Here is a 13,813-nt window from a genome sequence, read left to right as displayed (position 1 = left end):
CAAATAAAATATGTTATGCCTTTTTAATTTTATTAATTTTTTGAAAGCCTGGCAGATTCCATTTTCATCTTATCTTTGTGCAGGACATTTGGTTGATTAAAGAGTTGAACTAGACTTCTACCAAGCAAGAACAAGAGATATCCAATCACTCCACCAGAAGTGTTCAGAATAACATCATCGATATCACAAGCCCCCATTGAAGTTATCAATTGCAGCAGTTCAAAGCCTGCGCTAAGTGCAAGCGAGATGATCAGCACCCGAGTAAAGCCAGCTTTATTTGTACCGAACAGGATCGGAAGCATGAAACCCAGTGGGATAAAGGCAACTATATTACCTACAAAGTTCAAGAATCCCGTCATACTTTGATACTCTATGATACTCCTAATATTCCCGCTAATTTCGCGGAACGGAATCAAATTCATGCGATAATCCAAATAGGTCGTAAACCGATCCAGATGATTTAGATTATACGCTAATGATTTGAACATATAATCAAAATCAAAGCTGCCCATTTTGAACATGATCAACTTCACTAATAGCATTAGATAACTTATAAAAGCAATGGATAGCACACTTCTAAGGAGATAATTCTCACGTAGCTTTGTCATATGATCCTCCCTTTCCTAACTACGAGTATAAACAACATAGTTTAACTTTCAGACAAGAAAACATTAAGTTTTATTTAAGTTAACGCTGTAATTTCCATAAAAAAAACTGCCCCAATTGTAGTCATCTACAACTGGAGCAGTAATATGTTGATCGCAAGATCTGCCTATTTCTTCTCTTCGATTTCTTTACGAATTTGTTCAATAAATGCGGAAGTACTTAGCATTCCTTGATCGCCTTCGCCACGTTTACGGATCGTTACGCTTTCCGAGCTGCGTTCATTCTCACCAAGGACTAGCATGTAAGGAACCTTCTCAAGCTGCGCTTCACGGATCTTATAACCTAGCTTCTCATTACGGATATCCACATCAACTCGAATGCCAGCTTCGCCTAATGCTTCCTTCACTTGCAGCGCATAGTCAATAAAGTTCTCCGATACAGGCAATAGTTTCACTTGGACAGGTGCTAACCAAACTGGGAACGCACCACTATAATGCTCTGTAATGATTCCGATAAAGCGGTCAATGGAACCATAGATCGCACGGTGAATAACGACTGGACGATGCTTCTGATTATCTTCGCCAATATAGCTTAGATCGAATTTCTCAGGGAATTGGAAGTCCAGTTGGATCGTTCCGCACTGCCAGCTGCGCTTAAGTGCATCCAGGATGTGGAAGTCGATCTTCGGACCGTAGAAAGCCCCGTCTCCTTCGTTAAGCACGTACTCCACGCCACGTTTTTCCAATACATTCTTCAATGATTGTTCAGCAATTTCCCATAGTTCTTCTGAACCCATGGAATCTTCCGGACGAGTAGACAGCTCAAGCTTGTATTCGAATCCGAAAATTTGATAAATATGATCAATCAAGTCGATTACGCGACTGATTTCATCTTCAATTTGATCTGGTCGAACGAAAATATGCGCGTCATCCTGACAGAAGGTACGTACACGCATCATGCCGTTAAGCGCTCCTGACATTTCGTGTCTGTGCACTTGTCCAAATTCAGAAATACGAATCGGCAGCTCACGATAAGAATGCAGGCTGTTCTTGTAGACAAGCATGTGACCTGGGCAGTTCATCGGCTTAAGTGCGAATTTAACATCATCCACATCTGTGAAGTACATGTTCTCGTGATAATGATCCCAGTGACCTGATTGTTCCCATAGGCGCTGATTCATCATTAGCGGTGTACGCACTTCCTGGTAGCTTCTGCGATTTTGCTGTTCACGAGAGAAATTCTCAAGCTCGTTGCGAATTGCCATACCCTTGTTCAAGTAGAACGGCATGCCTGGCGCTTCTTCAGAGAACATGAATAGCTCCAATTCTTTACCAAGCTTACGGTGATCGCGTTTCTTCGCTTCTTCCAACACATGCAAGTGATGCTCTAGATCAGCTTTCTTAGGGAAAGCTGTACCATAGATACGCTGCAGCATTTGGTTGTTTGAATCGCCGCGCCAGTACGCACCTGCAACGCTCATCAGCTTAAATGCTTTGATGCGTCCTGTGCTTGGCAAATGCGGTCCACGGCAAAGATCAAAGAATTCACCTTGATCATAGATTGTAATAATGGAATCTGCAGGCAGATCGTTAATCAGATCAAGCTTAAGCGGATCTTCCAATTCGCCAAAAATTTTCAACGCTTCTTCTCTGCTAACGACACGACGAGAAATTGGCAGGTTCTCTTTAACGATACGCTCCATTTCCTTCTCGATCGCGCCTAGATCTTCAACAGATAGTGGCTTCTCAATATCGATATCGTAATAGAAACCATCCTCGATCACGGGACCAATACCTAGCTTAACAGCCTTTTGACCATAGATACGCTTGATCGCTTGCGCCATAAGATGGGCAGTACTATGACGGTAAACTTCAAGCCCTTCCTTGCTGTCTAAAGTTACGATTTCAACCTGACAATCTTCTTCAATCGGTGTATACAAGTCAACGACTTTGCCATTGATTTTACCCGCGATGGCATTCTTCTTAAGACCCATGCTAATGGATTCAGCAACTTGTTCAATTGTAGTACCTTGATCGTATGTTCTTACGTCTCCACCAAGTAATGTCACTTTAACTTCCATGTTTATTCCTCCACTCACTTTATAATTGAACGCAAAAAAACGCATCTCGCCCAAGGGACGAGTGCGTTCAGCTCGTGGTTCCACCCTAATTCAACCTCGTTCTCTACATGCATTAGCTAAGCTAGTGCTATCAAGAACTAAGTCCTTATTACTGGCATCCGATAACGAGGATGAGACGGTTTCGTATACTATCGATACAGGTTAAGCATCGGTTTCCACGTCACAGCTACTAAGGGGTAATTTCAATCCGAATACTGAAGAAGCTTGCAGCTAACACTTCTCTCTCTGAACAGCTCTTGAAGGAAATCATGTCTTAGATCTTCGCATAATGTAATATTATAAATTCGACAACGTGAATCGTCAAGTCATCCATTAGTCTCTTTCATAAATCGAACCCGAACGACTAGCAAACAGCTCGGTATAAACCTTCTCGGCATAAGCATCTGTCATCCCTGAAATGTAATCGGCTACGAGCCGTTCCCATGCCCAATCTTCTTTGTGCTGCTCATAGCTTTCCATCCAATCCGTCGGGATAATCAATCGACCTGTATCATACTGAATAAAGCTTTCCCACAATCGATGCAGCATGATTTCACTTCGCTTCTGTAACCGTTGAACCCTAAAGTCCTTAATCATCGTTACCCAAGCTAATTTTTTCAAAATCTCCATCGTGCGCAGCAGCTCCATATCTTCCTGTCCTTCGAGTACAAAAGTGACGCGTTTCCACCCCAGATCAGGATCATCAATGATTCCGACATGGTTCGCAAAACGGCTTACCCAGCGCGCCTTAAGCTCACGTCTTGTACGCGATGGCTCCCGATTGCACTCCTTATAGATCTCTTCCCATTGCGCGACAAAATCCTCAAGCACCTTGCAAACCATTGCCGATATATCAACCTGATCCCAGTGAAATTTATCACAGCCTTGATCTTCGGTAATTTCCTGAACAATATGAGCGACTAATCGATCATCCTCAATAAAGCTGCGATTCATCTGGATCTTACCTGCACGAATCCCGTCTTCTATATCATGTGTAGAATATGCAATATCGTCACTTAAATCCATAAGCTGGGCTTCTAACGTTGCGCAGCCTTCAGGCATGCCCCACGCCTCTCTTAAATGCTGAATCCCAGCCCATTCTTTCTTATAAACACCTTTTAGCCTTCCTTTTTCCTCAAGACAGAAAGGGTATTTATTGATCGATAAAAGTACAGCCGCACATAAATCAAGCCCACTGTCACTTCCAGCACGCTTCTCAAGAAACATGAGAATGCGGAAATTTTGTGCATTGCCCTCATATGGAATACCATACGTCTTCATCAATAGCTCATTCAGCACTTCTTCACCTTTATGACCAAACGGTGGATGACCCAAGTCATGAGCGAGCGCGGCACACTCCACAACCTCTGGCTGCAGAACTAATCCAGGATGCTCATTACCCAGTAGGAAAGGATAGGTCTTACCCAGCCTCCGTGCCACTTCTCTGCCAATCTGTGATACCTCTAAGGAATGGGTTAATCTCGTCCGATAGTAATCACCTGTTCCTGCGCCAAATACTTGGGATTTCCCCTGCAGTCGTCTGAACGAAGGTGATTGAATGAGCCGCGCATAATCCTTCTCGATCTCTGCCCGATCTTCACTTGAATGTATATTGGCTGTATCAAATAATCGAAGCTTACGTACGTTCATCATGTACCTCTATTGTTGGGATTATTCCTCTTCATTACCCGAGTCAAGCAATCTTAATAATGCATCTGGCACTTGAAATTGCTGATTGCTGATATGGATCAATTTAGCGTTAACTTCCTCTGCTTCTACTGTACGCCGTTCCTTGATTTCGGTTACTTCTCTATGCAGTCTCTCCATCTGACGATCAAGAGCTGCTGCTGAGTCTGCCGCTTCCTTCAGTTCAATTAACAAATGTGCCGGAATCGACTGATTATACTTATAGTAAATCTTGTGCTCTAAGCTTGCCCAGAAGTCCATCGCAATAGTACGGATTTGAATTTCCACACTTACATCCTCTTTGCGATCTGACATATAGACCGGGATTTCAATGAGTAGATGCAAGCTTTGATAGCCATTCTTTTTGGGATTCTTGATATAATCCTTAACCTCTACAAATTTGATGTCCTCTTGGCTTTGAAGCATGTCACTAATGCGATAAATATCGTTAATAAAAGAACAAGTGATACGAATTCCTGCGATATCCTTTATATGCTCCTTCATGCCGTCAAAGGATAATTCTCCACCTTTTTTGTAAAGCTTTTTCATAATACTTTCTGGTGACTTCAAACGTGAACTCGTATGCTCAATCGGATTATAATCGTGCAGGAACTGAAATTCTTCTTTCAAAATCTCAATCTTCGTCTCCATCGCATCAAGTGCGAACTTGTATGTCATCATAAACCTAGTAATATCATCTTTAAATTTGCGAATATGCCCCACCTGCAAAGAATTCATCATATTGCCCCTTCCACTCTTCTATCTATCATTTTTTTTACAAGCATATTACATCTGCAATACTGAAATCAACTTTGGGCTAGACTCTCGTCCATCCATGATAATCATTAACAGAGGGTGTCTCGCAAGCCATTGACTTTCGTGACACCCTCATTACTGCAGAACTATTTGTTTGATCCATTATTCGGACTTGGTGAAACTAGATTGTTTGTCTGATTATCATTCTTTGGGTTTGCATTATTTTCAGTACCTGGATTAGGGGATGCCGTTGCTTCTGGCTTTTTATCCCCTTGTTGCTGACCTGTCTGATCGTCTGGTTTAGCCTCAGGCTTAGTCTCTGTATTGTTGTCCGGCTCCAAGTCAGCGTCTTCATCAGGTTTGCTCGTATTGTTATTCGTTCCTTTATCAGGTTTCTGAGCTGGCTTATCCTCATTCTTGGACGGTTTCTGCGCTGGCTTCTTATCCTCTGCAATATTATCATTGCGATGCTTGTTCAGATTCGCAAGCGTTGTTGGAGCAAGACCAATATGTGCTCTTAATTCGTTCGTAATCTTTAAAACATTCTCCATATCAGGCTGGTAATAGTAAATATGATCAATATACTTATCTTCGCCTTCAATTTGCAGCTTCTCCATTTGAATAGAGGTGTTCATCATGTTCTTCGCTATCGTAAGCATTTGATCGAACGTTAAGTTTGTTTTGAAATTATTGTTAATCGCATCCAGCATACTGCTAAGTTTAGTAACAGACTGGAAAGAAACAGCTTTCTTCATGACAGCTTCAAGCACAAGCTGCTGACGTTGGCCGCGCATCATGTCGCTGTCTATATGGCGAGTACGTGCTAATGCAAGAGCCTGTTCACCATTCAAATGCTGATAGCCCTTCTCGATCTTGATAGCACCTTGTTTATCGTTACTATCTTGCTCTGTGAAAGACACAGGTACATCTACATCGATTCCACCAAGTGAATTTACAATCTCCATGAATGAGTCAAAATTAAATTTCACATAGAAATCAACTGGAATATCTAGAAATTCCTCTACAGTTTTAATTGTGCTATCTACGCCACCAAATACGTGCGCATGAGTAATCTTATCCATTTTTTTTCGAGATTCAATGTACACTCGTGTATCGCGCGGAATACTTAACAACTTAATTGACTTATCATCTTTATTCAACGTAAGAAGCATCAATGCGTCGGTACGAATGGCATCTCCGTATGCGTCAGCTCGCTTCTCACTCTCATCCACACCCATGATTAGAATAGAAACATGATCCTTGAGCGGCTCAACTACATCATCACGTTTATCGGACTTACCAACCGATTCGTATGCATTATCCACAACGTCTTTAGCCTTATTGACAAGGTATACAGCGGATGCCGTCCCGATCAGAAGAAAAATAATAAGCGGGATGGCGACATACCAAGTAACTCTTTTCCTCGTCCAATACTTCTTAGTTTTATATTCTTGTTTGGTTTCTATTTTATTCTCCATGTTAATTCTCCTTTGGTAACGCAAGAGGTCTCTTCATCTGCTCTAAAATGTATTCCATACGATCATCTCATCTGTTGGAATTCGATCACTTGGTCTACCTTCTTGCGCTGCTTTGCCTACTGCAATAAGCATGCTAGGAACATATCGTGTTGGGATATGGAAGGTTTCTACCAAGCTAGCAGAGTTAAATCCACCCATTGCTACCGTATCATAGCCCATCGCTTTAGCTGCAAGCATGAGCTGCATTGCTGCGAGAGAAGAATTGGAGAAAGCAAGATCTCGTGCATGCCGTGGATCTTGGTACGCTTGCTCAATCTGTCCAGTTATACGCTCTGCTATTTCAGCAGGAAGCTTTCCATCCTTAACTTTAGTCTCGTATACGCTTGGTATATTCTTATTCGCTTCTAAATCTGCTAAGACCGCAACAACGATCGAAGCTTCAACAACTTGCTGCTGTCCGTACGCAATAGACAATAATTGTTCCTTAGCCGCTTGATCGTCAAATACAAGAAATTTCCAGTGCTGAAGGTTCCAAGAAGATGGCGCCTTTTGAGCTAGTTCTATTAATTGGTTAATTTCTTGTTTACTCATCTTATGCGAAGAATCATATTGTCTGACAGAATGACGACTATTGATGACCGATACTAAATCCTGTTCTAATGTTGAATTCATGGTTGTATACCTCCATATATTTATGTCTTCACCAAGCTGTCGGTTGAAGGCAGTGATGATCTGATCGTAACTTATCCTTATTAAATCTATTAGATCAAAAACAGAATGTCAAATGTTTGCGGCGGTAAAAATACATGAGATCGTTAAGGATTTCCATTCTACCGATTCTACCTAATTTTCTAAAATCAGTGTTTCTATTAGTCAGCGCTAACGTTCTTTTCGCAACTGTTTTCTTCAATACGATGATTATTCTTCATAAATTTACTTTTTGGCCTAAACAAAAAAAAAAGCACTGCCGCAAAGGATGCAATGCCTTCTTCATCTATATATTAAGAACGAATATATAATCCGCCATGATAACAAATCATCTGTTTATAATCGTATTCCTGAATCTTCTTGACGGATTCCTCTGCCGCTTCCATATCGATCGTCGTCTTCGGATCTGGTAGAGCAAGCTTCCCGTCTACGATGAACATAGCATCGCCTGCAATTAGAGTCTGACTCGCTTGATGATAGAGACTAATATGTCCTGGCGTATGCCCAGGTGTATTTATGACTGTAAGTCCACCGCAGTATGGCAATACTTCCCCGTCCTGTAAGGTACGATCCACTCTTCCCTTAGGAGGATTCTCGAATACGGGCTTCAACTTCGTACGCTGTTCTTCAGGCCATGAATCGATTTGGCTTAACGCATGGGCAAATTTAATCAACAGCTTGTCACCTTGAATATACGGTCGTTCAATTTCATTAGCTAGCACTTCTATACGATTATGAGGGAATTCATTCATAATAGCAGGCAGGCATCCAATGTGATCAATATCTTGATGCGTTAAAATAATCGTGGTTAGCCGCTCTATCGGGATTCCAGCTTGCGCCATCGCCTTTCGTATAATATCTAATTGACCCGGATACCCAGTGTCAACTAACACGACATGCTGCTCATCCCATATTATAGTTGGATGAATAACCGTTGTTTCTCCCATAATGTTAGCCGAAATTTCTAGCATTTCAACTCCACTTGCCACTTGCATACAATCTCCTCCATAACCGATAAGTATTCGCTATCTGATTTCTCAGTAATGATAGTTATACCACGGTTATCTAGAGTATTCAATCAAAATATTATATTATAACATAAAAATATAAATTTGTCAAGTATTATTTTTGTAGGTATGGGTAACAATAAAAAAATGCTTCTGATTAGCCCTATCTATTAGGTAAAGGCATCATCAAAAGCATGTATTCCTTTAAATAGTTGAGTCAGCTTTAACTGGACCCTTCTGTGCTTTCACATCATACATAGCATGTGCAACATTTATAATGTGCTCTGGCTTTGGCTTTCCTCTACTTTCTCTGTGGCCTGCGATATGTACCTCGCTCTTCTCCCAACCCTTCCAAGCCTCTTCTGATTCCCAGCGAATCATGACGATTACTTCTTCCTCACCTCGACGAACTCGTTTGACGAGGACACTTAAATCTATGAATCCAGGAAATGTCTCAATAGCTCCATCTCGGTTAAAGTTATTTACAACTAAATCAGATGTTCCTTCTTTAACCGTAATTGTTTTCGTTTCAATTAACATGCATCTATACAACTCCTTATGTAATCTAGTATTAACTTCTACAATAATTGATAATGATTATCATTGTCAATGAAAATTTATAGAATATCAATACTATTACTGATTACAGTGGATCAAGTTGTACAGCCGCTTGTTTACCACTGAGTTGAATTCCTGTCTTCTTCTTCCCAGCATCACTTAGCTCTTTGATTAAATCCTCAAGTAATTCCTTCGCTCTAGCACCTTCTTTGCCAGTAATCTTGACCACGAATTGCACCGAGTCGCCAGCTTTCAAGATGCGCTCCGCTTGGTTCTTCTTCGTATCATAATCATGGTCTTCAATCTGTGGCGTCAAACGAATCTCTTTCAACTTAGGTGCTTGCTCACGCTTACGCTGCTGCTGTGCCTGTTCTTTGGCTGCCCCGGCACCAATCAGCTTACATGGCGGCGGACTGCTCATCAGTGATGTACAGACTAAATCAACTTTTAATTGCTTAGCCATCGCTAAAGCTTCCTTCGTGCTGATAATGCCAAGGTCCTCGCCATGAATACCTGTTACGTGTACTTCAGCGGCTTTAATTTTCTCGTTCTTGATCATCTCTATTTCATCCTCCCATTTGAACAATAAATAAACTCAAACCGAAGTTTGAGTTCTGTGTATGACTGATTCTAGTTTAGTTAAGAACAAACTTGATTTCTTCATTTTGACAATCCAATGTCAGATCTTTACCGTCCAGATACCATAGATCATTCGCCTCGATGAAAAAGGTAATATTCTGATGTTGTACGGACACTGCAGGATATACCGGAGCAGCTTTCATAATGCCGAATGCAAAAGCATCCTCTCCGCCACCACTATACCTTACAAATATGCGGATCTGATCTCCTTCATTAAATCCCCATTCTTTCGTAAAACAAGCGATTGCTGGTTGGGTCACATTGAAGTTCATGTTTTACACCTCGTTTAGAATTTTATCTTAATGAATTATTGTTGATCCAAGAAGAAATGTTTAACCTCTATTCTACCATAATCCGTACTTGCTAGCATATATTATGAATTTATCCCTAAAGTAGTGGAACCTTGATCTCAAACTTCGTCCCTTTGCCAAGTTGACTCTCCACCCGAATATTCCCTCCATGGAGCTCCACCCATTTATGTACGATAGCTAGACCCAGCCCTGATCCTCCATATACTCTGGATCGTGACTTCTCTACTCGGTAGAACCGGTCAAAGATATAAGGAAGATCCTCCTCTGGTATACCGCTTCCTGTATCTGAAATCGACAGGCTCATATTCTCTTCATCTTGTGTAACATGCACGGATATTTCGCCTTCCTTTGTATATCGAATGGCATTATACAAAAGATTAAGTATGACCTGCTCCATCCGTGCAGCGTCTGCATTCACCACGACTTCAGCAAGGTCACTACGGAAGCTGATTGCTAATCCTTGCTCCTTTGCTTTCATTGCTACCTTCAATATCGCATTCTCCGTAAGTGAGCAAATTTCAACTGCTTCCATGTAAAGCTGTTCTTTCCCTTCCTGAAGCTTGGCTAGCTCGAACAGATCATTGATGAGCAAATTGATTCTTCTCGCTTCAGCACGTATGACCTGCAAATACTGCTGCCGCTCTTCTTCCGTATCATACAGTTCATTTAGCACAATATCCGTATATCCCTCGAGATAAGTGATCGGGGTTTTTAACTCATGTGAAATATTTGCGATAAATTCATTGCGTGAATCTTGATAATGCTGTAGATCTCTCGCCATTTCATTAATGGCAATCGCAAGCGTACCGATCTCATCCTGGGATTGAACTTCGATCCGTGTATCCAGCTTTCCTTTCGCAATTTGGCGTGTCGCTCTTTCCATCTGCATAAGTGGTCTCGACATCTTTCTGGCGAAGATCGTGGAGAAGCCAATTGCAAGCAGAAAGCCTCCGATTCCCGCGATAGTGAGCATTCTACGGATAGAAGATATCGATTGCTGAACTTCTGACATTGAAGACGCTACGAAAACGCCTCCTTGATGCTGTCCATTCACAATGATCGATTTACCCGAAACATAATAATCTTGTCGATGCGAGTCCGTCACCTCTTTATCAATCGATCCCTCTCGTTCCAATTGCACCAAATCTTCCTTCGTAATAAGCAAGCTAAGATCCTGATTGCTGTGCCGCGAAGTTCCAGCTAGTTCACCATCAGCGTTCATAATATATACCGCAGATTTAGAAAATTCCTCCATCGTCGGAAGCAGATCAGGGCTTAAGCCATGCTCGGCTTCGGACATTTTGACATAGTGAGCTGCCAGCTCGTTCACTTGCTGATGCGCTTTGTTATAGAAGAAAGTAACAAATAGTCGATCGACAACAAATCCTAACGGCAGAAGAACGAGCAAAAAAATAAGCAAAATCGCTAATCCCAGCTTAATATCGATCCGACGTCGCATCACTTGCTCGCACCCTTATCGTTAAATTTGTACCCTACACCCCATACGGTAAGAATGGGATTATAGTCAAGATCGGCGTTGGTCGATTTTTCACGGATATTTTTGACATGCGTATCGACAGAGCGAACATCGCCTTCATAATCATAACTCCATAAGCGATGGATGATGATATCTCTAGCGAATACACGATGTGGATTGCTAGCTAATAGTAGCAGGAGATCGAACTCCTTCGGTGTAAAATCAATCGTTTGATGATCGATAATGATTTCGCGACTTAGAGGGTTAATTTTCAACTGTCCGAATTCCAACATCTGTTGTTCCATAGCCTGCTGCTGCAATACAGACCTGCGCAATAATGCACCAACCCTTGCTATAAGTTCTTCTGAATCAAAAGGTTTCGTCAAATAATCATCCGCGCCAATCGTTAAACCGCGTACTTTATCCTTGATATCAACTCTTGCAGTGAGCATTAAGATCGGAATTTGATATATGCTTCGAATCTGCTCACATACGGTGAATCCATCAAGTCCTGGCATCATGACGTCTAGTATCACTAAATCATATGTATAGTTAGCAAGCTGATCAAATGCTGCTTGTCCGCTGCTGGCCTCTGTAATTTCATACCCCTGCTTCGTTAAATAAATGCGCAGTAAATTGCGCATCTGTGCTTCGTCATCTACGATGAGGATACGGCCTTGATTCACTCCAATCCCTCCATCCGTCCATTTACACCTATTATACATTTCAATTGTGTAATTTCTATAAGGATATTGGACTAAATGATACCAAACACATGATTTCCACACATTTACTGGATAGAATGATTCTCAAATCACAATAATTTTACCTATTAGGAGTGTATACATGTTGAACAAATTTAAACGCAGATACGGGTTTATCCTACTCGCAGGGTTAACTGCGATCATAACGGCATGCAGTTCAAACATTAGAGCTATGGATCATAGCAATATGGCGGGAATGGATCACTCGTCAATAAATATGAGTAATACGGCTCCGCCTGTCTCTGCTTCAACCCAGACTAGCGATTCGAACATTGTGGATGGCAAGAATTTAACGCTTGTTGCCACAGAAAGTTCACTTGAAGTGAAGCCGGGTACTACTTTACCTGTGTGGACATTCAACAACTCGGTTCCAGGGCCGCAAATTCGCGTTAAAGTAGGTGAAACCGTTCGCGTAACGCTAAAGAATGAATTACCTGAACCTGTATCCATTCACTGGCATGGCTACCCTGTACCTAATGCAATGGATGGCATACCTGGTGTGACACAAGACGCCGTTGTACCAGGTAAAACCTTCACTTATGAGTTCAAGGCAACAGTTCCTGGCACCTACTGGTATCATTCGCATCAGGATAGTGTCAACCAACTGGACCGTGGCCTTTACGGATCACTTATTGTGGAAGATCCTAAGGAGCAATACGACCGTGACTATACCCTCGTACTTGATGAATGGATGAGCATGGGCCTAATGGATATGAGCAACATGGGCAATATGAACGGAATGGATCACAGCAGCATGCCAGGAATGGATCATGGCAATATGAACAGCAATCATGGAACAAACACGTCTAGTGATTCTCCTGCTGCAGGTAGCCATGACATGAGCATGTACGACATCTACACGATTAACGGTAAAACTGGTGATGCGATCAATTCCCTACCTGTGAAAAAAGGAGATAAAGTGCGTCTGCGCTTCATTAATGCTGGATATCTTACTCACAAGCTTCATATTCACGGCCATGATTACCGCATAATTGCAACAGACGGTCAGCCTGTGAACAGTCCAGCATTAATCAGCAATCAGTTGATCGCAATTGCTCCAGGTGAGCGCTATGATATTGAGTTTACGGCTGATAATCCTGGCAAATGGTTAATTGAAGAGCATGGTGACGAGGATCGTATGAAAAATATGCGTACCGTAATTGCTTATGAAGGATCTAACAGTAGCGTAACTTCAGACTGGAAAGAAGATCAGCCTCTATTCGACTTAACGAAATACGGCGCTGCAACCAATATGAAATTTACGCTCAATCAACCATATGATCACGAAGAAACGCTTAACTTAAATACATCCGTTTTGAATGGCGAGACGGTGTATACCATCAATGACAAGGTTTTTCCGAATACCGATAAGATCCATGTACAAAAAGGCGACATTGTCAAAGTCAAATTCATCAATAAATCACCAAAGGATGATCATCCGATGCATCTGCATGGTCACTTCTTTCAAATCCTAAGTAAAAATGGAAAGCCTATCGAAGGATCGCCGATCATCAAGGATACACTGAACGTTAAGCCTGGCGAGGAATATGTAGTAGCCTTTGAAGCAGATAACCCGGGAGATTGGATGTTTCACTGCCATGACCTCCATCATGCCTCCGCTGGAATGGTAACCGATGTGCATTATTCCGATTACAATAGCAATTACACACCAGATCCAACCGTAGGGAATAAGCCTGAATAATG

12 protein-coding genes and 1 pseudogene are annotated in these 13,813 nt (G+C 41.8%); 1 reads left to right on the top strand and 12 read right to left on the bottom strand.

The window, feature by feature from the left end; genetic code table 11:
• Positions 1-32 precede the first annotated feature (32 nt).
• From E0485_RS04545 to E0485_RS04490, 12 genes and pseudogenes are all read right to left on the bottom strand, one after another.
• The gene (locus E0485_RS04545) at positions 33-608 is read right to left on the bottom strand and encodes a VanZ family protein (RefSeq protein WP_132416773.1); all 576 of its coding nucleotides are present in this window, start codon (positions 606-608) and stop codon (positions 33-35) included.
• Positions 609-772: 164 nt separating this feature from the next.
• The gene (thrS, locus tag E0485_RS04540) at positions 773-2,686 is read right to left on the bottom strand and encodes a threonine--tRNA ligase (RefSeq protein ID WP_132416772.1); all 1,914 of its coding nucleotides are present in this window, start codon (positions 2,684-2,686) and stop codon (positions 773-775) included.
• Positions 2,687-3,058: 372 nt separating this feature from the next.
• Positions 3,059-4,375, bottom strand: coding sequence for a deoxyguanosinetriphosphate triphosphohydrolase family protein (locus E0485_RS04535; protein ID WP_132416892.1), 1,317 nt, complete (start codon positions 4,373-4,375; stop codon positions 3,059-3,061).
• Between the two features lie 21 nt (positions 4,376-4,396).
• Complete coding sequence (locus tag E0485_RS04530; protein WP_132416891.1) at positions 4,397-5,149, bottom strand: GTP pyrophosphokinase; 753 nt, start codon at positions 5,147-5,149, stop codon at positions 4,397-4,399.
• A 497-nt stretch (positions 5,150-5,646) separates the two neighbouring features.
• Positions 5,647-6,645 (bottom strand): annotated as a pseudogene (locus tag E0485_RS04525) (LCP family protein); the annotation flags it as partial.
• Positions 6,646-6,687: 42 nt separating this feature from the next.
• Positions 6,688-7,317 (bottom strand): nitroreductase family protein, encoded by a 630-nt coding sequence (locus E0485_RS04520; RefSeq protein ID WP_132416770.1) that lies wholly within the window; start codon positions 7,315-7,317, stop codon positions 6,688-6,690.
• Between the two features lie 329 nt (positions 7,318-7,646).
• Positions 7,647-8,348 carry an MBL fold metallo-hydrolase gene (locus E0485_RS04515; protein WP_132416769.1) on the bottom strand — a complete coding sequence of 234 codons (702 nt, stop codon included), beginning with the start codon at positions 8,346-8,348 and terminating at the stop codon, positions 7,647-7,649.
• 216 nt (positions 8,349-8,564) lie between these two features.
• Positions 8,565-8,900 (bottom strand): antibiotic biosynthesis monooxygenase, encoded by a 336-nt coding sequence (locus tag E0485_RS04510; protein ID WP_132416768.1) that lies wholly within the window; start codon positions 8,898-8,900, stop codon positions 8,565-8,567.
• A 103-nt stretch (positions 8,901-9,003) separates the two neighbouring features.
• Positions 9,004-9,477: a translation initiation factor IF-3 gene (infC, locus tag E0485_RS04505; RefSeq protein WP_132416767.1), complete on the bottom strand. Its 474-nt coding sequence runs from the start codon at positions 9,475-9,477 to the stop codon at positions 9,004-9,006.
• Between the two features lie 76 nt (positions 9,478-9,553).
• A complete protein-coding gene (locus tag E0485_RS04500) occupies positions 9,554-9,829 on the bottom strand; it encodes a HesB/YadR/YfhF family protein (protein WP_132416766.1) in 276 nt (91 codons plus the stop codon).
• Positions 9,830-9,944: 115 nt separating this feature from the next.
• Positions 9,945-11,327, bottom strand: coding sequence for a sensor histidine kinase (locus E0485_RS04495; protein WP_235857420.1), 1,383 nt, complete (start codon positions 11,325-11,327; stop codon positions 9,945-9,947).
• Positions 11,327-12,031: a response regulator transcription factor gene (locus tag E0485_RS04490; protein ID WP_235857407.1), complete on the bottom strand. Its 705-nt coding sequence runs from the start codon at positions 12,029-12,031 to the stop codon at positions 11,327-11,329. Before E0485_RS04490 ends, E0485_RS04495 begins: the two co-directional genes overlap by 1 nt.
• A 160-nt stretch (positions 12,032-12,191) precedes the next feature.
• Between E0485_RS04490 and E0485_RS04485 the strand changes: the two genes are divergently transcribed.
• Positions 12,192-13,811: a multicopper oxidase family protein gene (locus E0485_RS04485; protein ID WP_407944824.1), complete on the top strand. Its 1,620-nt coding sequence runs from the start codon at positions 12,192-12,194 to the stop codon at positions 13,809-13,811.
• Positions 13,812-13,813: the final 2 nt, after the last annotated feature.

Origin of the sequence: Paenibacillus albiflavus (assembly GCF_004344915.1) — a bacterium.
In the GTDB taxonomy this organism is placed as follows: domain Bacteria; phylum Bacillota; class Bacilli; order Paenibacillales; family NBRC-103111; genus Paenibacillus_AM; species Paenibacillus_AM albiflavus.
The sequence above is the reverse complement of the archived record's forward strand: the minus strand, read 5'-3'. Positions and strand labels throughout refer to the sequence as shown.

Bases quoted from the DNA above. Each gene is read 5' to 3' on its own strand.
- E0485_RS04545 (WP_132416773.1), bottom strand. From the start codon at position 608: ATGACAAAGCTACGTGAGAATTATCTCCTTAGAAGTGTGCTATCCATT.
- thrS (WP_132416772.1), bottom strand. From the start codon at position 2,686: ATGGAAGTTAAAGTGACATTACTTGGTGGAGACGTAAGAACATACGAT.
- E0485_RS04535 (WP_132416892.1), bottom strand. From the start codon at position 4,375: ATGAACGTACGTAAGCTTCGATTATTTGATACAGCCAATATACATTCA.
- E0485_RS04530 (WP_132416891.1), bottom strand. From the start codon at position 5,149: ATGAATTCTTTGCAGGTGGGGCATATTCGCAAATTTAAAGATGATATT.
- E0485_RS04520 (WP_132416770.1), bottom strand. From the start codon at position 7,317: ATGAATTCAACATTAGAACAGGATTTAGTATCGGTCATCAATAGTCGT.
- E0485_RS04515 (WP_132416769.1), bottom strand. From the start codon at position 8,348: ATGCAAGTGGCAAGTGGAGTTGAAATGCTAGAAATTTCGGCTAACATT.
- E0485_RS04510 (WP_132416768.1), bottom strand. From the start codon at position 8,900: ATGTTAATTGAAACGAAAACAATTACGGTTAAAGAAGGAACATCTGAT.
- infC (WP_132416767.1), bottom strand. From the start codon at position 9,477: ATGATCAAGAACGAGAAAATTAAAGCCGCTGAAGTACACGTAACAGGT.
- E0485_RS04500 (WP_132416766.1), bottom strand. From the start codon at position 9,829: ATGAACTTCAATGTGACCCAACCAGCAATCGCTTGTTTTACGAAAGAA.
- E0485_RS04495 (WP_235857420.1), bottom strand. From the start codon at position 11,327: ATGCGACGTCGGATCGATATTAAGCTGGGATTAGCGATTTTGCTTATT.
- E0485_RS04485 (WP_407944824.1), top strand. From the start codon at position 12,192: ATGTTGAACAAATTTAAACGCAGATACGGGTTTATCCTACTCGCAGGG.